Source organism: Luteolibacter sp. SL250 (genome assembly GCF_026625605.1).
Taxonomy (GTDB): domain Bacteria; phylum Verrucomicrobiota; class Verrucomicrobiia; order Verrucomicrobiales; family Akkermansiaceae; genus Luteolibacter.
Map to the genome: position 1 here is coordinate 3439899 of NZ_CP113054.1, position 23414 is coordinate 3463312.

Below are 23414 nucleotides of genomic sequence, written 5' to 3' on the forward strand. Positions count from 1 at the left end.
GAAGTCAGGTATCATGGTTTTGGATGGATGGCATCGAGCCAGTGAAGAAGTCCGATCTGGACGAAGGCGGTGGACTCCGGGTAGCAGTCCCAGCTCATGCGGCTGTTACTGTCATCCGTGTCGCGGATGATGTTGGGCACGCCGCCCATTTCGTTGAGCAGCCGGACGTGGAAGGGATTGTCCCCGCAGAGATAGGAAAGCATGCCCTCCAGGCGCGCCCGGTATTGGGCACCACCGGTGAGGTGCCAGGTTTTCGCCAGCGCGTGGATCCACAGCCCGGAGATGTAGAGGTTGATGTGGACCTCCTCCTTGTCACCGATGTAGTAGGTCATGCGGGATCCCTCACGGCGGCCGAAGTGGTGGCAGGGTGATTTCCTCTCGGACGGATCATGCTTCGCGGCGAGCCAACCGTCCGCGACGCGGACCACGGCACCTTTCCATGCCGCGGCGTGCGGATGATCCGGGAAAGCAAGCGCTCCTTCCGCCAGGGCGGCCAGCCCCATGGCGTCCTGGTCCGGATATTTCGTCCAGTGGCCGTCCTTGTTGAGCGCGGCCACCAGTGCGTCCAGCGCACGGGCGGTGACATCCTTCAGCGGCACCGGCGGCGCACCGATCTGGAGAACCACCGGCAAATCCGGCTTCACGGATGCCGCGGCGACCATGCCAAGGGTAAGGTATCCATGCTCCCCGGCCTGCCGCCAGAAGGGCAAGCCGTCCCCCACCCGCTTCGTGTAGTTTTTCGCAAGGCCATCGTGCAGACAGAAGCGCAAGGTCAGCGCAAGGGCCTCCGCCGCGACAGCGGCATCCGGTCCGGATGGGTCATGCCTCACGGCCTCCCCCAGCGCCCAGGCGGACCGTCCGTTGAACACTCCACCATGCCGGTGATCGCCCGACTTGGGGCTGACGAACCAACCGGTTCCTTCCTCCAGCCATTCCCCGGTCTCGAACATGCCGTAGCGGAAGGCCCCGGCCGTGTAGTGCAGACCGTCTTCCTTCGCGAAGTTCTCCGTTCCACGTTGCTGGAGGGCGATCAGGTTCGCCAGCGACTCCGAGGACATCGTTGCACGGTTGTCACCGGCAGCACCATGGAGCGACTGGCGCATCCGGTGGAGGATGTAGAGATCCGCGAGATCGTTCGTGAAGGTGTATGGCCGGTAATTCTCCGGCTTCCGGTTGTCCGCATCGCCATCCCAAGGATGGTCGTTCCCGGGGCCGAACCAGCGGTTCCACTCCGCCTGCCAGAAGGCCCGTGCCACACGATGGTTCAGCGGCGTGCTCCAGTCCCGGTCGCGGTGGTCGAAATCATACAAGGTCCCCAGTTCCTTGAAGCGCGCGAAGTCAGCTTTCTTCGCCAGATCGAAATCGGCGCGGCCGATCCCCGACAGCTTTGCGCCGCGGCTGCGCATGAAAAGATTCACCAATTCCCGGTGACCGGCCCAGGTGGAGGCGTCGGCATCTTTCTTCCCCTTCGAATCGATGAAGTCGTCACTGAATGCGGATGGCAGGTCAGGTGGTCCGTCCGCCCCACGGATGATGAACACGCACTCCGCCCGTTGCCCGGACAGGTCCGGCCCGGTGGAGGCATCCACATACAGCAGGCTGGCAGCCAGTGGCGGCGCACCGGTGAAGTCGGCGGGATAACTGCAGGTGAATTTTCCTCCCGCCACGGGCACCACCGCCTCCGCACTGCCACCCGTGCTGAGCGTGACGCGGACATTGACCTCCGCATCCGGCGATGAAACGGAGCCTGAAATTTTCACCGCACCATCCGCCGCATGCCGGACCGGAGTCGGGCGGACGCTGCCGCGGATGTCCACCACGGGCTGCGGCGCGGCTTCACGCGCGACGCCCATGTGGGAAGCGATGACCAAGACGCCCAGCAGCGCCGATGACCGGATGAATGACATGTTTCTCAATGGGCGGCGAGGGATTCGAGGTAGGCCAGGAGGGCGGCCAGTTCCTTCTCGGTGAGGCTGTCCACCAGTCCCGGTGGCATCAGCGAGGTTTCCAGCGCGAGGTTCTCCGTGACATCGCCCGCGCGGATATCCTTCCTCTGCATCGCCATGTCGCGGACGACGAGTTTCTCCTTGTCCGCCGTTTCGATGAAGCCGAGATGGACACCGCCATCTTTCGTGGTGATCTGGTGCGGCTCGTATCCCTGGGCGAGTGACTTCGACGGATTGAGGATCATTTCCGCCAGCTCGTCCTTGCGATAGACCCCGGCGGTGCCTCCGAGGTAAGGTCCGGCACGCAGGGCGTCGCCCGCGTTCACCGTATGGCATGCCATGCAGCCCTGCTGGGTGAAGAGTTGCTCACCCAGCTCCGGGTCGCCCTTCATCTTCGCCATTGTGCGTAGCACGGCCTCCTGCTTGAGCGTGCCGATGAGCGCGGATGGCGTCGCTTTGGGGTCCAGCTTGAGCGCCTTTGCCGCGACGGCCGCCGCCGTGGCCACCGCCTTGTCCGGATCCGCCAGCGCGGAAAGCACCCTGTCCTTCGCGCCACGGTCCATGGACACGGTGATGGCGGAAAGGATGCGCACACGACCGGCGGGAGACTTCCAGGAGTCATCGATGTGGCCACGTGCCTCGGCGGAACCGGCGGATACTTTCAGCAAAGCCGCGTCCGCCCATGCGGGAGTGCCATCCCCGGATCCCAGGGCCGTCCGGATGAGCAGGGCCGTGTGCGACGGGAGTGCCTGCGAGCTGAAGAAAGCTTCCTTTGCCCGCTTGAACGGGCGGCTGCGAAGACGTTCGCCGCGCGGCTTTTTCTCGAAGTCGGCGAAGACTTCCAGGCTGGCGAGGCAACCTTCCGCGCTGGTGGTGCGGGACAGCGCGACGACCGCATCCCCGCGAACGTCATCGGATGATTTCTTGTCGAGGGCGGCGCGGACCAAGATGGGTGTCCCCTGCTCCGGCACGGTGGTGCCGCGTGCCAGCATGTCCACCGCCGCCGGGATGTGGCGCGCGTCGTCCTCCGCCAGTTTCAGGATGGATGCTACCGCTTCCTCCAGATGGATCTGGTGGCGATTCAGCTCACCGATGAGGAAGGCGGCTTCGTCGCCCTTCGCGGCGAGGACTTCCTGTTTCAGCACCGCCGTGATGCGCGGAGTCTCCGCCCAGGCTTCCGGCAGGAAATACGGTCCCGTAGTATCCGGTGCCAATCCCCAGCCATTCCCTTTCCATTCCGTTTCACGGGAATGAAGGCGGCAGAGAGCGGAAAGCAGATCCCTGCGGCGGGCAGTATCCTTTTCCTTTTCCAGGAGGCCTATGACATTCCCCACAACCTCCGGCTGATGGTGGCCGCGCACGACCCGCAGCGCGGCGGCATGGGCGGAGGGCTGGAGGTCGCGGCGTGACAGCATCGCGAAGCAGGCATCGTCCGCCCGCAGTTCATCCAGCACCCGCACGACGGTGTGCAGCACCACCGGATCCTTCTCAATGAGGCGTGCGGCGATGGATCCAGCCTGTGAAAGATCCCCCAGACGACCCAGGGCGCGGGCGGCTTCCAGACGGGTGCGCGGCAGTTCGTCGTCCAGCGCGGTCAGCAGTGTGGAAACCGGCACCTGCTTCATTTTGCCAAGATCATCTGTCAGCGCACGGATGACAAAGGGCCGGATCTCCGCGTCAGACGCCAGTGCCGCCAGCCCGGAATGTGATTCCTCACCGAGCGCCTGCTTCAGGGCGAAAACCGCCGCCACCCGCACCGCAAGCGGTTGTTTGGCATTTCCAGCCAGCGCGGCGAGTGGCGCCGCCAGGCGGACCGCGCCCCCGCCACGGACGAGCGCACGCTGCGCCTCGATGCGGCGGCGATGGCTATCCGAGCCGAGCAGGGCCAGCAGTTCCCGTGGCCCCGCCTCCGCAAAGTCCGGCAAGGCTTGCGCCTGATAGCCGCCACGCTTCACCCGTGCGATGTAACCGACGTCCTCGCCGGAGTAGTTGAAGATCGCGCCGCGCCAGCTCGCCACGTAGAGGTTGCTGGAAGCGTCCGCCTTCATGTCGATGGTGCGCGGCACGCCGATGAACTCCTCCTGGCCTGCCTTGAATGTGGCACCGGATGGCGTCAGCGGGTGATGATAGACGAAACTCTTACCCCAGTCGCAGGTGAACAGACCACGGTGCTTCTCCGGGACGCCCGGTTCATCGAGATAGAAAGCACCACTGCCGGAGCCGGTGACATAGTCCGCCATCGGCGGCAGGACATCTTCCGGGAAGTTCAGGAACAGCGACGGATAGCCACGTTGGTCCATGCCGGTGAAATGATGGAGCAGGACACCCCAGCTACCGTCGTTGTTGTTGTCGCGGCCATAGACATTCAGCAGCGGATCCACCGCCACCGCATAGACATTCCGCGTGCCCCGCGAATGGATCTCCAGTCCCGTTCCATCCGGCCTCACCCGGATGACGCCGCCGCCGCGCAGAGTGACCTTTTTTCCATCCGCACCCTCAGCCTGGAAGAATCCGAAATCACCGACCGATCCGTAGAGCCAGCCGTCGATGCCCATTTCCAGGCCATCCGAAGCATGGTCGCCCGACCGATCCTTGAATCCCCAGCCGATGTTCTTCACCAGGATCTTGTGCTCATCGGAAACACCATCGCCGTCCTTGTCGATGAAGACGCTGAGGTGCGGCGGGTGCATGACGTAGAGCCTGTCATGGTCCCATACAAGGCCGCGCGGCGTGTCGATGTCCGCTACGAAATCCGTCGCCTTGTCCGCCCGGCCATCGCCGTCCGTATCCCGCAGCCGGACGATCCGCCCCTGATGCGGCTTCCTGCCGCCCGCGCCGTTCTTGTCGCAGGAGACGAAGACCGTGCCATCCGGAGCCGTCGCGATGAACGTCGGGTAGTTGATCATCGGCGGCGCGGCGAAAATCGTCGCCTCATAGCCGTCCGGAATGCGTGTCTCAGCCAGCAGCTCTTTTTCCTTTTCCGGGGAAATGGATACCTTGGCCACGGCGGTAGCAGGCTTCGCCTTCGCCGGCATCACCATGCCGGGAAACTCCCATCCGGAGATGCCGGGGCGGACCTTTCCGGGAATCCCATCCGCCACACCGACAAGGGTCACACGGAGATACCTGGCCATTCCCTCCAGCTTGTCCTCCATCACCTTGATCCGCGTGTTCGCGGTCCCATCGAAGATCATCTTCCACTGCTTTCCATCATCCGATCCCTCGATCCGATAGTGGAAACGATGCTTCGCGGAGGTCCATGTGATGCGGCTGATCCCCAGCTTCACCGGCTTCCCGAAATCCACCTGCAGCCACTGGGGGAACTCCAGTCCCTTCGCCGCCCAATAGGTTTCCGGCTTCCCGTCGATGGCATTCTCCGGCGGGTTCGGACGGGCACCTCCCTGGTGGCCGGACGCGGTCACCACCAGCCCGGCCACCCCTGACGGAGCAGTCTCCGTCATCCCCCCGTCCGCATCCTCACCTGCTTCGATCTCCGCCGTAGTCTTTGAAGGTGGTCCGTTCGTCGCAAAGCCGGGCGTGACCTTCGTGATGTTCGGCGTCACATCCGCATCCACCCTGCCGGTGGTCCAGTTCAGCGCCCCCACCAGCATGCCTTGGAAGATCGGGTTCGTCCACGTGCCCGGCTTATGGCCGAGCGAGGTGTAATAGACGCGCCCCTTCCCCTGCGTCCGCGCCCATGCCGCGGGAAATGGCGGCCTGTCATACGGATTTCCTTTCTTGTTTCCCGTCATGTCCGCCGTCTGCTGGACCAGCAGCACATGGAGATCCGGCGCGAAGTTTTTCATCGCATACCACTCCTCCATGATCCTGAAGCCCCCGCCCGCCGCAGCCATGCCGGGAAACGCGGGGCTGGCCACTGTGAGCGTCGCCTCCTGCTGGGAGCCATGGGTGATGAACTCCCCGCCGAGCATGCAGATATACGGATCACACTCGTGGTTGTTCGTGTAGCGGTCTCCCGCGCTGTGGAAGGTATCCGTCGCGCTGTGTGTGCCGATGAAGCCTTTGCCGGAGCTGATGAAATCGATCAGCACCTGCTTTCCGTCCGCCGGCATCGGTGGCTGGCCGTCATTCCCCGGCTTCGTGAGATCCCCCGTCGTGTAGAAGAAGACCGCATCAAATGGGGCCAACCCTTCCTTGGTGAAAATCCCGCCGTCCTTCGTGCAGGTGAACTCGATGCCATGCGCCTTTCCGATCTCCGCCAGCACGTTCTCCACGTGGCTCGGCTTGCCGTCGGTGTGGCGGATGACGGAATGCTCGAAGCCGGAGGATTTCGAAAAAAACAGCACCTTCTTCACCTCCACGGCGGTCGAAACACCGGTGGAGAACAAAGCGAGGACTGCCGCGACAAATGGGGCGGATTTCATGGAATCAGGAAATGTTGCCGGAGATCAGGCGGCGGAGCGGGTGCGCCTTCTGCGGAGGCCGAACGCCATCCATCCTGAGGCGAGGGTGATCACCGCCGGTTCCGGCACGGCGGTGAGACGCAGGATCAGGTCGCCGTCCCCCCCTTGGTTGTAGATCAGTTCCGGGGTGAACCCCGTAAAGCCGGTGAAAGTCCGCGCCGCAGTGCCAGTGAGTGTTCCACCATTGATGAGCACCAGGTCACCTCCGGTTCCGGTGTAGGCGCTGCCATCGATCACGATCGAGGAACCATTGGCGAAGTTCACGGCACTCGCCGCATAGTCGAGGGTGGAGACTCCCGTGGCCCCCAGGGTGAAGCCCAGCGTGCCATAGGGATTCACGGAGAACGACCTCGCGGCGCCACCATCACCGATCGATGCGGAAGACCCCACCACATTGAAGACTCCAACCGCAGTGGACACGGAAATGGAGCCGATGGACACCGCGCCCGTATAGGAACCTCCGGAAATGGTTGCCGTGCCGGAACTGGTGCCGGTGTTCCCCGCTCCACCAACCCCGACATACATGCCTCCGGCGGAAGTCAGCGCGCCTCCTGTCATCGTCAGGGTGCCCACCGCATCCGGCATGCTGCCGCTCGCGCGCCGCATCACATCCATGGTACCTGTCAGGTTCAGGGAGCCACCCGCATTGAAAAGCAAGGTGCCATATCCCGAGTCCTCACCGAGGAACACGTTGATGATGGTCCCCTGGTCCTGGTCCAGGGTCACCGTCCTGTTCCCGCGGATCAGCCCCGAATCCGAGCTACCCGGAGGCACACCTCCGCCGGTCCAGTTGCTGGAGTTCCAGTTACCCGAGGAAACCGTGAACACGATATTCGCCGCACGGGCATACGGACAAGCGGAGAGCGCCGGCAGAAGCGCCAGGAGGTGATGGATACGGATGGGTTTCATGGGTTTCGGAGTACTTTTTTTTTGGGGGGGAAAAGGTTTTCAGAATTTCCGGGCGGCGATGCCATACATCCAGTGCGGGCGGTCCTCCGGCCCCAGCGGCGGCGGTCCGAGGACATAGTCACCCGCTTGGGGGAGGACCCGTTTCCAGACCGCGAATGGCGCGAGATTCCCCCCCCCCGGCCCTTTCCCCGTATCGATCCCGCTGTCCGGCAGCGGCGCGTTCTCCAGACCGATCCGCTCTCCTGTGTCCTGGAACGCGTCCGCCAGCCAGGTGGGCGCGGGCACGCGGCTGTCCACGATCACATAGAGTTCGGCGGGCATGGTGGTGGTCACCGTGAGTTGCAGGGTTCCGTTGCGGTCGCCGGCCGGAAAGGTCTGCACCAGATCCGCCCCCACCAGCCAGTCGGGCAGGCCCTCTTCATCCAGACCATTCCATTCATGGCGCTTCGCGATGAATGCCCGGGCATCCTCCCGCATCCCTCCACGGAGGATGCGGTAGTAGAAGTTCGACTTCGGGTTGTGGAGATTGTCATGCACCGCGGAAATGGTGGACAGACCATCGCCCATACCACTGGTGGACCATTCATCATCGCCCACCGGACCGGAGGAGACACTGGAGATGCGGCTCACCTCCTTCGCCACGTTCACCCGCACCGCCTCTCCTTCCACCAGGCGGCTGACGGAGGTTGGCCGGGCAGCCCCGCTTTTGCGGTCGGCATCATATAGCTCCACCTCCCCCTGGAACACCACCACATCGGTATGCCCGGATTCCGCAACATCCACGCCGAAGCGTGTACCCAGATCCACCACCCGCGTCTGGGCGGTGTCCACGATGAAGCCCTTGCCTTCTTCACCCACATCCGCCGTGACCTTTCCGCGGATCACGCGCAGGTGCATGGCGTTGAAAAACTGCAGCTCAGCCGGCCCCGTGACACCGACCACCACGCCCGATCCCAGGCGGAAGCGGAACGATCCCTCCGGCATCTGCAGTTCACTCACCGAAAGTTCCATACCCGTGGTGATGGGGATGGACCCTCCCCCCACCCCACCCTGCTGGGATGCCTCCAGCACTTCCAGCTTCACCATGGCGGGAGGTTGCGGCTTTTCCGCAGGCCGGGGAGAGAGGAAGAACCCCAGCAAACCCACCGCAGCAACGCCCGCCAGCCATCTACCCCAACGGCGCTGTGGAAATGCCACCACCGCCGCCGCGGGACTTTCCTCCGGGGTTGCGGTTCCCGCGCTCCACCGGAGGAGGGCATGGGCCCGCATCTGCGCGACATACTCCGCACGCAGCGAGGCATCCGAACGCATCAGCTCCCGGAGCCGTTCCAACTGCGCCGGAGACGCTTCCCCATGAAGCACCGCGGCCAGCAACAGTTCAAATTCACCTGCCGGATTCATGAGCGGGCCTCCTGTCCAAGGGTGCTTTCGACGCACCTCATCAGCGTTTTCCGGATGCGGTAGAGACTTGCGGAAACCACGTTCTCATCCCGTCCCATCCGCACCGCGATCTCATTGACCGGCTCCCCTTTCGTGTAACGGGAATCCAGCAGTTCCCGCTGGGGCGGAGGCAGCTTTGAGAGACATCCCTCCAGCGCCTCCAGTTGCTTTTCCGCCGTCACATCCAGCGCCACGAAGTCATCCGCCACACGGTCCAGCAGGTCATCATCCAGAACAAGCCGGTCCCGCGACTGTTTCTTCCGCCACGCCAGGACCTGGAACCGCGCGAATGTGTAGGCCCACGGCAGGAAAGGGCGGGCGGGATCATAGTCAGCCGCCTTGTTCCAGAGCACGATGTTCGTCTCCTGCAGGACGTCCCCCGCTCCCTCCGCACCTCCCAGCAGCGCGCAGATGAATGCATACAGCGCACTCTGGCATCCCGTGAGATGCCCGACGAACGCTGGGGTGTGCCCCCGGTTGGAAGAATCGACAGCCATAAGTGTCATGAAGATTTAGCCGATCCCGGGAAAATATGACGCGCAAATCTTCACCCGCCCCGGAATCGTCAATTCCGCCCTCCCACGCGGCATGGCGGGCATTCACGAAATGCTTTAACATCCAGCGGTTACCGCTGTAGGAAATCTAGGTGTATCCGGAGACCGCCCGTATCGCCGACGTCCGGATCGACCTCCCGAGATCATGAACGAGAACCCTGATGCAGAAGGAAACACCACCCGCCGCGACTTTCTGAAAAGTTCCACGGGGATCCTGGGCGGCATTCCCGCATGGCTGGGCGCATCATCGCTTCTGCCGCCGGATCAAGCCCGTGCGGCCTCCACCGCCGCCGCCCAGCAGGAGAAAAGCATCATCGGAAACTACGGTAACTGGGCTTCATCGCTGCGTCCCGCCATACCTTCCCTTTCTTTCCGTCATGACAGATGGAAAGACCTGGAATCCTGGCGGAAGGCGGCGCGGGAAAAGACCTGGGAACTGCTTTCACCTCCGGTGCTGGAAAAACCGGAGGCGGTGGTGGACAGATCCTACACCTATGAAGGCCTCACCGTCGAGGAACTGAGCTGGCAGTTGCCCTATGGCAGGCGCACCCAGGCAATCCTCCTCAAACCCGAAGGTGCCAGGGAACCGCTGCCGGGCATCCTCGCGCTGCACGATCATGGCGGGAACAAGTACTTCGGCACGAGGAAGATCACCCGGACCTCCGCTGAAGCGCATCCGCTGCAGATCGAGCACCAGAAGAAATACTACAGCGGAATGGCGTGGGCGAACGAGGTCGCCAGACGCGGCCATGTCGTGCTGGTCCATGACACCTTCGCCTTCGGCAGCCGACGGGTCCACTACGGGGATATGGAAGGCATTCCATGGGGTCCCCTCAATGTGGCGGGAAAGTCGGACGCTGATCCTGAGGACGGCGCGAACATCGCCGCCTACAACACATGGGCCGCCGAACATGAAAATGTCATGGCCAAGTCGCTGTTCTGCGCCGGCACGACCTGGCCGGGCGTGACCCTCGCGGAAGACAGGGCCGCCCTCGACGTGCTGTCTGCCCGCGCGGATGTGGACCCGGACAAGATCGGCTGCGGGGGACTTTCCGGCGGTGGGCTGAGAACCGTCTATCTCACCGGCCTCGACGACCGGATCAAGTGCGCCGTCTGCATCGGTTTCATGTCCACCTGGGATGACTTCCTGTTGCACAAGGCATACACCCATACGTGGATGATCTACTGCCCCCTGTTGTCCAATTTCCTCGATTTCCCGGAGATCCTGGGCATCCGCCCTTCCGTCCCGGTCATGGTTCTGAACAACAGCCAGGACCAGCTCTTCACCTTGGAACAGATGAAGAAGGCGGACTCCATCCTGCGGGACATCTACACGAAGGCGGACGCCGCTGACAGATACCGGTCGGGTTATCATGAGGGCCACCACAAGTTCGACCTCCCGATGCAGGAAGAGGCCTTCGGTTGGTTTGCCAGGTGGCTGGCATAACCACCTTCCGGAGCAGGCATGTTCCGTTTTCCGGATCCTCCGCAGGCGGATCCCCCCGGGATATTCCAACAGCAGGACGGAAAACATCCGTTTTGATTGGAATGCCATATCCCCGGTTCAGGGGATATCCGGAAATTTTCATCCAATACAAACTCCGTCGGATCGTTGTTACCCCGGCAAAGCATCCTGACACGAGCCTCCACGGCATCCGCCGCAACTCCCTTCCAACCTTCCCCGCCCTTCATCCCATGAAAAGCGTCCTCCGCTCCTCCCTCATCCTATCCGCGTTGCTCGTCCCCACTCCCTCCTCCGCGCAGACATGGCAGTCCCTCTCCGGGCAGATCTCCGGAACACCCGCCGGATCGGGCCCCCAGCGTTTCACCGGGACGTCGTGGTTCGCAGGCACCACCACGGGCGACTACCGCTCCAATGACGGAGGGGTGACCTGGACCAATGTCTCCGGGAACCTGCTGGATTCATCCAACCGCATCATCACGGCGAACCACTATTTCAAGGCATCCTCCGGCCGTCTGTTCCGGATGGGGGATCTCGCCACCTGGGACAACCGCATCGGCAGTCCGGTCTGGTATTCCGACAGCAACGGAGCCTCGTGGACCGAAGTACCGACACCCTCCCCTTCCAGCTATCCGCCCGGCATCGGCTTCACGGGAATGACCGAGCACCAGGGGGCGCTCTATGCCAGCGACCAGCTTGGCCAAGGAGTCTGGAAATCCACCGACAACGGCCTCACCTGGGCACCTGCCCGCAACGGGATCCCCGCCACCCTCACCTGGCCCTACCAGGCGACCGTCCTCAGCGGCATCGCTTCCACATCCCAAGCGGTCTTCGCCACCGGTCCCTCCACGGGCATCTACCGCAGCATGGATGGCGGGGCGAACTGGACGGCGGTCAACAACGGTCTCTCCTCCGCCTCCGCCCGGGACATCGTGACGCTGGATGATGGTACCATCTTCGCCGCGGTCCAGGATGCCAACATCTTCCGCAGCACCGACCAGGGGAACACCTGGACGAACGTCACCCAATCCCTTGGCCAGGGCAGCATCCGCAGCCTTGCCACCGACGGCACGCGCATCTACGCCTTCACCAGCAGCCAGAACCTGCTGGAGTCCACGGATGGCGGAAACTCCTTCGCGAGGATCAATGGCGGCACTGCTCCCGCCTTCAGGGGTTCCAACGCACGGCAGCTCTCCATCGGCGGAAACACGCTCATCTACTCATCGACGACGGCGTTCTTCCGCATCGACCTCACCTCCGCGCCGCGGGTCGCCATCGCACCCGCGATCATCACCCAGCCGGAGAGCAAGGGCGTCAACGAAGGGGCAACCCTGACCCTGACCGCGAGCCACTCCAACGCCACCCTGCCGATCACCTACCAGTGGAAACTGGGCGGCAACATCATCTCCGGTGCCACCTCACGCACCTACACCGTCCCGTCCGCGTCCGCGGCCAACGCCGGAAGCTACACGCTGGAGATCACCAATGGCGGCGGCACGGCGGTATCCAACGCGGCCACCGTGAACGTGGAACCCGCCACCCCCGGCCACATCGACTACTCCGTGCAGCCGCTCTCCGTCACCGGGCCGGTCCACGCCGTCGCCCGCGGGCAGGATGGCACCCTCTGGTTCGGCGGAGCGTTCGGCACGGTTTTCCCCAATACGCCCGGTCACCGGCTGACCCGCCTGCTGCCCGACGGGACGAGGGATCCCGCCTTCCTCCCTTCCACCACCACCATCACCACCAACGAAACACCCTACGCGATGCAGCCCCTCTCCGACGGCTCCGTCCTCGTCGGAGGAGGCGGCACCTCCAGCCAATACCTGCGCAAGGTGCTGCCGGATGGTTCCATCGACCATGCCTTTGACTGGCCCAATGAGCTGGGTGGCACGACTTACGCCATCCGCCCAGGCCCAGGGGACACCACCTACGTGGCAGGCAGCTACGGCATCCATCGCATCTTCAACCACAACGGTGGCATCGACTTTTCATTCAACCCGCCCAACACCGGCGATTTCGTCCGCTCCTTCGTCATCGCGCCGGACGGAAAGCTCATCATCGCCGGAGAGTTCAACACGGTGAACGGACTCCAGCGAGGCCGCATCGCCCGCCTCCATCCCGACGGCACGCTGGATCTCACCTTCGATACGGGCGGCACTTCCAACAATGGCTTCAATGGCGACCTGAACACCATCGCCCTCCAGAAGGATGGTTCCATTGTCGCCACGGGGGACTTCACCAGCTACCGTGGCACGAACATCGCACGCGTCGCCCGCATCCTGCCGACCGGTGCCATTGATGGCTCGTTCACGCCGCCGACCTTCGTGAGCGGAAACAACGGCCGGGTCCTCACACTGGCTCTCGATGGCCAGGACCGAATCCTCCTCGGCGGAGCCTTCACCCAGGTCAACGGCACAACCCGCAACAACATCGCCCGCCTGAACACGGACGGCACGCTCGACACCAGCTTTCCGGGACGCCCCGCGGCCCAGACCATCAATACCCTCCACGCCCAACCGGACGGCAACATCCTCGTTGGTGCCGCCAATACCTTCCACCTCCTCACTGGCGCGGCTCCTGCCTATCCCTCCATCCGCAGCTTCCCGGGGGATGTGACCGCTTCCCCGGGACAGCAGGCAACTTTCACCGTCACCCTTGCGGGCCCCGCATCCGGAGCCATCTACGAATGGTTCAAGGACGGCCAGATCATTTCCGGACAATCCTCAGCTTCACTTGTGATCCCGTCCGTATCCACGTCGGACGCGGCCCGCTACCACGTGCGTGTGACCATCGGCGGCACGGTGCTGGTCAGCCAGTCCAGCCGCCTCAACATCGGAGGAGCACCTTACATCATCCATCCACCGTCCGCAGCCCCCGGCTACCTGGGTTACCGGCACCACCTGTCCGCCCAGGCGGGTGGCACCGGTCCGCTCACCTACCAGTGGTACAAGAACGGTTCCGCCCTTTCCGGCGCGGCGAACGCGGGCTACTTCTTCCCCGCCCTCACCGCCGCTGACGCAGGGAACTATTTCCTCCGTATCACCGGCCCGGGCGGCAGCACGGACACCCCCACCTTTTACCTCTCCGTCCTCCCCCGCCACGGCACCGTGGATCCTTCATTCCGCTTTGGATTCACACCGACTTCACCCACCAGCGGCAGCTACAACACCATCCTCACCCTGCCGGATGGCAGCCACCTCGCGGGCGGCTCGTTCAGCTCCGCCGCGACCGGCACCCGCACGCTCTTCCGGCTCTTCCCGGACGGCACCATCGACACCAGTTTCGATTCCAGTCCCCTGGACATCAGCGGCACGGTGAAGTGGCTCTTCCGCCTGCCGGACGGAAAGATCATCGTCGGTTCCGAGTTCGGCGCCATCCGCCTCAATGCGGACCTGACGAAGGACGACCAATTCAGCTTCACCAACATCGGCACCGGCGGCGGCAGCGCCATCGCCGCCATGGCCCTCCTTTCCGATGGCCGCCTGCTTGTCCAGGCAGGTGCCTCCGCCACCGTGTCCGGCCATCCTTCAAAGCTGTTCCGGACGAAGGTCACCGGGGCCATCGACCCGCTTTTCGCGCCGGTCTCCCTGACTCCAGCCGCCTCCGTCACCGCGATCTCCCAGGACACCTCCGGCCGCATCCTCCTCGGCGGCTCCTTCACCCATGTCGCGGGACAAACCCGGAACCGTGTCGCACGCCTGGACGCGGAAGGCGTGCTCGATCCGCAATTCGCCGGTCCCGGAGCGTTCGCCACCTCCAGCGGCATCCCTCGCATCAACGCGATCACCGCCGGAGCGGATGGCTCCGTCTTCATCGGCGGAGAGAACATCACTCTCATTGGCGCGGCTCCCGCCGGGCGGGTCGCGAAGTTCGACGCCATCACCGGTGCCCACATCCCGTCCTTCTTCCCGTCATCTTTCACCGGGGTGGTCCATGCGCTGCGGGTCCTGCCGGACGGCCGCCTTTCCCTGGCCGGAAACATCACCATGGACGCCCAGGGCAACCGCACGGTCCATGAAGTCCTCCACCCCAACGGTGCCCGCGACCGCCGTGGATTCGGCGCGACCACCGGGCACTCCGCCGCCACCGGCCCGGCCCTCATGATGGCACCGTCCACCAACGGCACCCACATCCTGGCAGGTACCTTCACCGATGAGGCGACCTCACATTCCTACTTCGTCCGCTACTTCACCGCTGACACCGAACTTGCCTTCTCCACCCACCCCGTGACGGCAACCGCCACCACCCCGGCGAACACGGTGAACCTCAACGCCAACGTCACCCTCACGTCCACCGCGCTGGGAACCGGGGCGATCACCTACCAATGGTATCTCAACGGCGAGCCTATCTCCGGAGCGAATGCCGCCACCCTCACCCGCAATCCCGTCCAGCGGGCGCATGAAGGCACCTACACGGTCAGCGCCACCAATACCTCCGGCACCGTGACCAGCCGCCCCATGTATCTGGATGTGCTGGCGGAGCCGGAGATCTCCGGGGACATCTCCCTCACCTACAACACCAGCGGCTCCACCGCCACGCTCACCGGCACGGCCAAAGGCGCCCCCACCCTTTCCTATGCCTGGCAGAAAGACGGCGTCACCATCGCCAACGTCAGCGGCAGGATCACCGGAGCGACCTCCACCACCCTCGTCATCAGCAACCTCGCGGAGACGGATTCCGGGGCCTACCGCCTGGTCGTCACCAATGCCCATGGCGTGACCCGCAGCACCGCGGCGAACATCGCCGTCACCGGACTTGCCGGATCCATCGACACGTCGTGGTCGAGTCCGAATCCATTCATCGATAGTGCCACCGATTCCCACCCCGCGCGCCTGCTCCCCGTCCCGGGAGGTAGCTTCTTCATCGGCGCGAGCTACTTCGGCTTTGCCGGAGTTTCCGGCACCCAGCGCTATGCCGCCCAGTTCGACGCCACAGGCACCCGGCTCACTGGTTTCACCCACAACTCCGTCTCCCCGCTGCAGAGCTACGGGAAGATCCGCTGGGCCGTCCACCCGGATGGCATCCTCTACGCCTCCGCGAACATCGGCAGCAGCTCCGCCATTTTCCGCTTCAATTCCAACGGAACCGCAACCGCCTGCGGGGACCTTGCCGGCATCATCGAAGACATCGCCTTCGACGCCTCCGGCAGGCTCCTCATCGCCACCGCCAGCATCAGCAACGGCAATCTGCGGCGCTACACGGTTAACACGACGGCCAACACGTTCGCCCTCGATGCGACCTTCAACCAGGTGAACACCGGCAGCATCTGGGGTCTCTACCCCTCACCCGCCACCGGCGGTTGGTATGTCGTGGGGCCGAACGTCACCACTGCCAACAACCCCGGCCTCTCCAACGCCCACGCCACCACCTACATCGTCCGCGTCGGCCAGGACGGCATCATCGATCCGACCTTCAGCCACAACGCTTCCGGGCAGTCCGGTTTCAGTTCGCGTCCCTTCCTCGTCGAAGCACCCGGCGGAAAGGTCCACTTCCGCAACCTCCGCCTGACGTCCACCGGTGCCCGGGAGACTTCCGGTTGGAATGAAACGACCATCCCGCTCAACGCCTACCGGGGCTTTTTCCAGACTGACGGAAAGCTCATCGTCGCAGGCACCAACACGGTCCGCCGCCTCCTGGACAACGGCACGCTCGATCCGGCGTTCAGCGCGCCCGTGGTGGCAGGTGAAATCACCGACATCCTCTCCACCGCCACCGGCCATCTCTACGCCATCGGCAACTTCAATGCCACCGCTGCGACCAACAACCGTGTCGATCTGATCCGACTCAACATCGAATCTCCCGACATCGGCTTTACCACCGCCCACACCAACCTCACCGTCCCTACCGGGCAGGCCGCCACCTTCACCGCGACCACCTACGGCACCGGCATCACCTACAAGTGGTACCATGACGGCATGCTGGTTGCAAACGGCGGCCGCTACTCCGGAGCGGGAACCGCCAGCCTGACCATCGCCAACACCACGACCGGTGACAATGGATCCGTCCGGTTGGAAATCTCCAACTCCGCCGGCATCCGCTCCCGGACCGCCACGCTCACCGTGGAGCCACCACCCGCCGCCGGCTTCAGCGCCTGGTCCGCCCTGCTCAACGTGCCTGCCGACAAGCGCGGCCTGCTCGATACCCCCGCCGGTGATGGGATTTCGAACCTCATCAAGTTCGCCCTTGGCCTGACTCCCGCCATCCCCGCCGGCAGCGCGTCCACCGCTGGTTCCACCGCCGTCTCCGGCACCGCCTACCCCACCGTTGTCTTCAACCGCCGCAAAGACATCGGGGACGTCACCATCGAGGTCCTCGCCGCCTCCGATCTCCCTGTCATCCCGTCGATCCCAACCCAGGTCGTCAGCACCACCGACAACGGCGACGGCACGGAAACCGTCGTCGTCCGCACCAACCTCCCCGTCTCCGCCGCCAGCAAGCAGTTCTTCACCATCAAGGTCACGCACCCCTGAAACGCCGGGCAGGTCCGGACTCGATCCCACAGACGGATGACGGGCTGCTCACTTCCTCTTCCGGCGCATGGCCAAACCGAGACCACTGATGGAAACCAGCAGGAAGGCGGATGGTTCGGGGATGATGAATCCCGGGACGATCTCGCCGTTGAGGCCGGAACTCCACTGCGCGGTGTAAGTGTTGCCGTCGCCGAAGGGATTGACGAAGAAGATCGAGTCAAGCTGGGGGGTGGTCAGGCCGGAGTTGCTGGTTCCGAAGATGACCTGATCGGTGCCGCCACCGGTGGTGGCGGTACCAGTCCAGTTGAGGATGTTCACACTGCCGCCCCAAACGACCCCGCTGGAGTCCGCGAACTGAAGGATGGACGCACCGTCGGCGAGATTGATGGTGTTACCCAGACCGGTAAGGCTGAGGGTACCGGCGGTTTCACTGAATCCTTTGGTGTTGAGGGTGCTCCCGTTGATCAGGCTGATCGCCGCGGAATCCAGGATCCGTTGGCTGGCTCCCAGTTCGAGCGACGCGCCGTCGTTGATCTGGATCGAAGTGGAGGCGTTGATGGCTGCGGTCACATTCAGGACGCCGCTGTTGACGACGGTCGCACCCGTGTAGGCCTTGTCGGCTCCGGTCAGGCTGGTGATACCGGTGGCGGTGTTTGCCACTTCCAGCGAACCGGCGCCGGTGATGGCCTGGGAAAGGGTGAGCGTGCCGCTGCGTGCCGTCCTGAGGGTGGCACCGTCGGAAATCGAGATGGCGCTGGACGCCGACAGGCTTCCGTTCGCACCACCCGCGCCGATCTGCAGCGTTCCGCTCTGGATGTTGGTGGCTCCGGTGTAGGTGGCGGCTGCGGAGAGAGTCAGTTTACCCAGGCCGGTCTTGTTGAGGGTGGCGGCGCTGGAGGAGCCGTTCGCAACGGCCACTCCGATGAGCATGTCCGCTCCCCCGCCGCCGATGTTGAAGGTCCGGGTCGTGGCACCCGTCGCGGTCTTCGCCAGGTCGACCGAAGTGCTGCCGGTCGTACCGCCGGTGGCGTCGAAGACAATGCCGGAAGTGGAGCTGCCGGTGGTGGTCACATCACCATCGAGCGTCACCTTGCTGCCGCCGATACCGGCCCGCAGGACGATGTTGCTGCCTTCCAGGTTGAGCCCACCGCTGCCGACGTTGATGACACTCTGCTCGGCGTTGTTGCCGAACACGATGAAGCCGTCGCTGATCTGCGCGAGGGTCGGCGCACCGGTCGCGGAGGTCGAAGTTCTCGACATATTGATCAGATTCAGCGTGTTCGCGGTGAACAACGTGCCGCTGCCGCCGAAGAAGCTCGCGCCGCTACCACCGGTGAAGGTGGCGGTTCCGGTGATTTCCACACCCGTCTCCGCGGCGTTGTTGCCGTTGTTGTAGTGGCCGGTGCCGGAGACCGAGAGCGTGGTGAACTTTTCATCGAGCGCCGAGAAACCAATATTGGGAACCCCGGCGGTGGTGTTGAAGGTGCCCGCGGTGAGGGTCACCGCGGCGGTGTCCGCGATCTGGTTGTCGGCGGAGAACGAGAGGTTGCCTCCGTTGATGAGGATATCCCCGGTGAGGGCCGTCACACCTGCGGTTTTGCCCAAGGTCAGCGAGCCTGCTGTCACGGTCGTCGGGCCGGTGAACGTGTTCGCCGCCGATCCGGACAGCGTCATGTTCGAAGTGGCTGAGTTCTGGAGGAGACTGGTGATGTTCGAACCAAGGACGCCGTTGATGGTGGCGACACCGGTGCCGCTGCCGGAGTTGACGAGCGTGCCGGTGGTGGTGAGTCCGCCGGTGGAAATGGTGATGCCCCCAGCGGCGTTCGCTTTCAATTCAAGGTTGGAGGTGCCACTGACGCCGCCGGAGATCGTGAGCAGGTTCGCCGAGTTGTTGGTGAAGGTCTGGTTCCCCGCCAGGATGACCGGCGCACTGATGGCCACCGTGCCACCCGCCGACGAATTGACGGTGATGCCTTCGCTGGCAGAGCTGGGGCCGATGGTCAGCGCCGAGGAACCGACGCCGGAGGCGATGGTCAGCGCGTTGGCGACCTGCGAGTCGATGAACAGCGACTTGATCGCGAAATCCCGGCCGAGCGTGACGGTGCGCGTGGCGCTGGCGAGGTTGGTGGCCTGGATGTGCAACTCCGTGCCAGCGTCAGGAGCGGCGAAGGCATTGACGGTGCCCGCGGCGTCCGTGCTGAAATTGGAGTTGTTGGTGTTTCCGCCGGTGAAGGTGGAGAAGTTGTTGTCCTGGGAGCCGTTGAAATAAAGGACGGTGGGAGCCGCGGAAGCGGCGGTGACGTTCAGCACCAGAGAGGTCCCGAGATTGGTGAGGGAGATCTGGGAGCCGCCGAAGTTCCCGGTCGTCTGGTCCAGCACGAAGCCACCACCGGCGTTAAGACCGCCGTTGGCGGAGGTCATGATCGTGCGGGTCCCAGCCGTCAGTTGGCCGATCGCGTTGGCGTTGATCGTGACCGGCCCGGAGCCAATGGAAACCAGACCGCTGCCGATATCCACCAGGTCGGACGTCGAGCCGAGCAAGTCCACCTTGAAAGCACTTGCCACACTGCTGGAGAAGCTCAGCACGTTCGAGGCCGGGGTGGTGGTATTTAGAAGCAGAGTGTTGATGCCACCGCTCTGGAGCGAAAGCGAGCTGTTGTCGCCGATGGTGATCACCGGACTTCCGGAAGTGCCGATGGCGTTGTTCCCGGCCGCACGCAGGGTGCCGCCGTTCACATTGATCGTGCCGCCCGCGAGTGAAGCGTCGGCGCCAAGCGAGAGGATTCCCTGGGTGATGGTGATCGGTGCGGTGAAAGTCTGCGCGCCGAGCAGCGTCATGCCGGAGGTCGCGCTGTTCTGGATGAGCCCGGTCACATTGGACCCGATAACGCTGGAAATGGTGATCTCGCTGGTGCCGGTGACGGTGGCGTTGGTGATCGTGCCGGTGTTGTTGATGGAGCCACCGGAGAAGGTCACGGGAGACGCGCCCGCCGCATTCGATCCCGCGCTGAGATTGATATTGTTGGTGCCGGTGATGCCACCGGTGAACGTGACCGGAGCGGTCGCGGCGAGGGCACCGATGGTGAGCGTGCCGGAGGTGCTGCCGAGGACGATCGCGTTGCCGAAGGTCGCGTTGACGCCTTGTCCGAACAGGGAGGCGGAGTCCGTGCCGGAACCACCGAGGGTCACGGTGCCACCACCGAGGGAGGTGGTGATGCCCGCCGCCTGGCGGCCTTCGACAGCACCTGCATTGATGATGAGCGAACCGAACGCGTTGTTACCGGCCAGACGCAACTGGGACGTCGCGCTGTTCTGCGTCACGCTGGTGACGTTGGAACCAATGGACCCGGCAAGGTTGACGATACCGGTGCTGGTGCCCGCGTTGACCAGCGAGCCATTGCCAATGAACGATCCCGCGGCGCTGTGGACGTTCATGACGGCACTACCTCCGCTCGAATTGTGGGAAAAGGTCAGAACCTTGCCATTGAGCGTGATGTCCGAGTTGATTGTGTGGGTCGATCCAGTGGTCGCCACGATCCGCTGCAGACCGGCGGCATTCGCTTCGAGGATGATCGGATTGGTGATGGTATAGGCGCCGGTCATGACCAGCGACGCGTCGTTGAAGGTGCCGACCGCTCCGGCGGCATCGCCGAGGATGACGCTGTTGGTCACCGCGCCGAAGGCACCCGTGCCGCCATAGCCGATGTTGCCGCGCAGGACGGTGATATTGCCGTTGAAAGCGTTTGCGGTGTTCGTCAGGTTGAGCGTGCTGGCGCTGGTTCCCTGCACGTTCTGGATGATGCCCGTGACGCCGCTGTTGATCTTCTGGGAAATGGTGGTGGCACTCGTGGTCGTGCTGGCACCGGTGATCGTTCCGTTGATGGTGATCTCCTTTCCTGCGGAGCTGGAGATGGTGAAGGTCTGGGCTCCCGTGTTGCTCAGGATGAGGTTGTTGTTGCCGCTGATGCCGCCACTGAGGACCTGCGCCGTCGACGAGTTCGGCGTCGAGATGGTCAGCGCGCCGCTGGTGTTTCCGAGAACGACGTCATTTGCGTAGGTGCCACCGTAATTGAGCACCAGCGTGGCGGACGCGTTGTTTCCCACACCTGCGGCGGAGTCATTGCCCAGGCGGATCGCGGCGGAGCCGAAGGCATTGGCGCTCGTCGCTCCGGTAACGGTGCCGGACTTGATGTACACCCCAGCGGCGAACGCACTGTTATCCCCCGTGAGGCGCAAAAAAGAGGTAGTGCTGTCCTGGGTGATCACACCGACGTTGGAGCCGATCACGGAACTGATCAGGGTTGCTCCCGCTCCGGAACCGGAGTTCGTCACCGTTCCGGCATGGTTCAATGTGCCGGTGGTGCCGATGGTCGTCCCCCCGGTGCTGTTGTTGTTGATGATCAGGTTCGCCGTGCCGGTGATCCCGCCGCCGATGACTTGCGTGGTGTTGTCGAGATTGGTGAACGTGGAGTCCGCACCGAGAACCAGAGCCGTGTTGATGATGTTGGCACCGGTACCGTTCACGAACTGGAGGCCCGGGGTTACGCCACCGCCACCACCGAGGGTGATCGAGGTGCCGCCGCTGAGCGTGACCGCTCCTTCCTCGAAGATCAGCATGTTCGCCGACTGCGTGCCGGTGACGGTGACCGTGGAGGCACCGGTGACGTCCGTGCCTGCGGAAAAGTGAAGGTCGTTGATGTTGGTGGTCGTGGCGGTCAGTGTGGCGGAGGAGCCCGCCGCACTGTCACTCCAGAACGTGCTGGTCCCCCAGTTCCCTACGGCGGTGCTGCCACCGGATCCCCCTGCGGTGGCTCCGTCAATGTCCCAGTAAAGGTCGTTCGCCGCCCAAGCCCCCGACAGCATACCCGCTGTTACGACGAGCGTAAGCTGGAATGGAGCGCGGATTCCGGACAGGAGGGTACGCAGGAACGGATTGGAGGTGGGTTTCATCGAACGCAGGAGGCTCTCATCTTTGAGATACCAGCCATTTCTCCCCTGGGGTCAGGTTTTTCGGGGGGAGTGTGGATGACAGGCCGGTTGCCAGATGGGGATGGCAACACGATGGATTTTCAAGGCGACCGCCTATTTGAAACGTGCTCAGAAAGCAAGAAAAATGCTCTTTTTCCGTCCAACACGGCTGTGGCCGGAAAAATCAATGATCCCATTCCTTGGATCCAAGTTAAAAAGACTCATCCCGATCCAGGTCGTCAGCACCACCGAAACCGTCGTTGTCCGCTCCAGCTTTCGGCTCCGCCGGGACATGGAATCATCCTTTGTCCCTCACCTGGGCGTATCCACCCCGGAGATGATGCTGCTCGGAGACAAAAGCGGCCATGATCGAGTGGTCGGATTTTCTGACCATGAAAACCACACGCTTCCTCCCCCGTGGCCCCTGGGGGTCAGTCGATCTCGCCTGCCCCAGATCTCCTTCCAAATAAATCGTCCCGTGACTCAGGGAAGGCAGGGGTGATCCGCTCCCGCTGTCTCCATAGTTGTTTTTGAAAACCTTCAGCCCTGTTTCACGGTCCTTGTTGTTATTCTCTTCGAGAGAATGGTCCTTCACGCGATTTTTCAGATTGATGAATGAACCCAGGAGATGCCTCGGAATATCAGTCCATGGGAGCTGGGAAATCTGTATGTAGCCGCTCATTACAACTATTCGTTGATTCGCCGGATACCACAACCCCCACGCCATTGTCCAGAACCATCCGGAGACCCATCCCGCATCTGCCGGCAATACGGAGCTTCCACAACAGGACTCCCCGGCCTTCAACACAGATCAACAAAAAACCCGGCGGGAAAGCCGGGCTTGGAATGGTGCGCGCTGCAGGGTTCGAACCTAAGCTATCGGTTCACTCCGGAATGGGTTCGAGACGGGAGAGGATTTCGAACCGGAACGCCCGTCCAGAGCTAACAGGTGCTTCGGGAGGTTCCGCGCCAAGGCCCGATACCGTCCTGGCTACCTTGGTCCAGGCTCCGTATTTCTCTCGAATCACGGAACCCTCCGCCATTGATTTGAATCGAAGCAAAGAGTCGATTCGGGAGAGGATTCTGAAACTACGGAAGATTTGGGCGGCAGCGTGCGGGGAAGAACCCATTCCGGGTAACCATCCCTTCAGCTAAGTCGAGAGGCAAGTGAAGCCTTCAGAGGCGGAGCATAAAGCCTCCGACTCTCGCTGCCGTGAATCCGGGGCCCCGGTGGTCGCAGC

At 63.4% G+C, this 23414-nt stretch carries 9 protein-coding genes; 2 read left to right on the plus strand and 7 right to left on the minus strand.

Translation table 11 applies throughout. From position 1 onward, the window contains the following. Window positions 1–11 precede the first annotated feature (11 nt). From OVA24_RS15080 to OVA24_RS15100, 5 genes are read right to left on the minus strand one after another with little or no spacing between them, the layout of a single operon-like run. Window positions 12–1907 (minus strand): hypothetical protein, encoded by a 1896-nt coding sequence (locus OVA24_RS15080; RefSeq protein ID WP_267670746.1) that lies wholly within the window; start codon window positions 1905–1907, stop codon window positions 12–14. 5 nt (window positions 1908–1912) lie between these two features. Continuing rightward, window positions 1913–6331, minus strand: coding sequence for a PVC-type heme-binding CxxCH protein (locus tag OVA24_RS15085; protein ID WP_267670747.1), 4419 nt, complete (start codon window positions 6329–6331; stop codon window positions 1913–1915). 24 nt (window positions 6332–6355) lie between these two features. Next, complete coding sequence (locus tag OVA24_RS15090) at window positions 6356–7279, minus strand: hypothetical protein (protein WP_267670749.1); 924 nt, start codon at window positions 7277–7279, stop codon at window positions 6356–6358. A gap of 39 nt (window positions 7280–7318) precedes the next feature. Then, window positions 7319–8680: a FecR domain-containing protein gene (locus OVA24_RS15095; RefSeq protein ID WP_267670750.1), complete on the minus strand. Its 1362-nt coding sequence runs from the start codon at window positions 8678–8680 to the stop codon at window positions 7319–7321. Continuing rightward, complete coding sequence (locus tag OVA24_RS15100) at window positions 8677–9216, minus strand: sigma-70 family RNA polymerase sigma factor (RefSeq protein ID WP_267670751.1); 540 nt, start codon at window positions 9214–9216, stop codon at window positions 8677–8679. The genes OVA24_RS15095 and OVA24_RS15100 overlap by 4 nt, the downstream gene beginning before the upstream one ends. A 202-nt stretch (window positions 9217–9418) precedes the next feature. On the opposite strand from OVA24_RS15100, the gene OVA24_RS15105 reads away from it, so the two are divergent. Together OVA24_RS15105 and OVA24_RS15110 are read left to right on the plus strand one after the other, a co-directional pair. Then, entirely contained in the window at window positions 9419–10720 is a 1302-nt protein-coding gene (locus tag OVA24_RS15105; RefSeq protein WP_267670752.1) for an alpha/beta hydrolase family protein, read from the plus strand. Window positions 10721–10968: 248 nt separating this feature from the next. Then, on the plus strand, window positions 10969–17205 hold the full coding sequence (locus tag OVA24_RS15110) for an immunoglobulin domain-containing protein (RefSeq protein ID WP_267670753.1): 6237 nt from the start codon (window positions 10969–10971) through the stop codon (window positions 17203–17205). A gap of 48 nt (window positions 17206–17253) precedes the next feature. Here the strand turns inward: OVA24_RS15110 and OVA24_RS15115 are convergent, their stop codons facing one another. After that, a complete protein-coding gene (locus OVA24_RS15115; RefSeq protein ID WP_267670755.1) occupies window positions 17254–22155 on the minus strand; it encodes a beta strand repeat-containing protein in 4902 nt (1633 codons plus the stop codon). 316 nt (window positions 22156–22471) lie between these two features. Beyond that, entirely contained in the window at window positions 22472–22855 is a 384-nt protein-coding gene (locus tag OVA24_RS15120) for a hypothetical protein (protein ID WP_267670756.1), read from the minus strand. Window positions 22856–23414 lie beyond the last annotated feature (559 nt).

Excerpts from the sequence above, each read along its gene's own strand:
- OVA24_RS15120 (WP_267670756.1), bottom strand. The coding sequence starts at position 22,855 with ATGAGCGGCTACATACAGATTTCCCAGCTCCCATGGACTGATATTCCG.
- OVA24_RS15080 (WP_267670746.1), bottom strand. The coding sequence starts at position 1,907 with ATGTCATTCATCCGGTCATCGGCGCTGCTGGGCGTCTTGGTCATCGCT.
- OVA24_RS15090 (WP_267670749.1), bottom strand. The coding sequence starts at position 7,279 with ATGAAACCCATCCGTATCCATCACCTCCTGGCGCTTCTGCCGGCGCTC.
- OVA24_RS15100 (WP_267670751.1), bottom strand. The coding sequence starts at position 9,216 with ATGGCTGTCGATTCTTCCAACCGGGGGCACACCCCAGCGTTCGTCGGG.
- OVA24_RS15095 (WP_267670750.1), bottom strand. The coding sequence starts at position 8,680 with ATGAATCCGGCAGGTGAATTTGAACTGTTGCTGGCCGCGGTGCTTCAT.
- OVA24_RS15105 (WP_267670752.1), top strand. The coding sequence starts at position 9,419 with ATGAACGAGAACCCTGATGCAGAAGGAAACACCACCCGCCGCGACTTT.
- OVA24_RS15115 (WP_267670755.1), bottom strand. The coding sequence starts at position 22,155 with ATGAAACCCACCTCCAATCCGTTCCTGCGTACCCTCCTGTCCGGAATC.
- OVA24_RS15085 (WP_267670747.1), bottom strand. The coding sequence starts at position 6,331 with ATGAAATCCGCCCCATTTGTCGCGGCAGTCCTCGCTTTGTTCTCCACC.
- OVA24_RS15110 (WP_267670753.1), top strand. The coding sequence starts at position 10,969 with ATGAAAAGCGTCCTCCGCTCCTCCCTCATCCTATCCGCGTTGCTCGTC.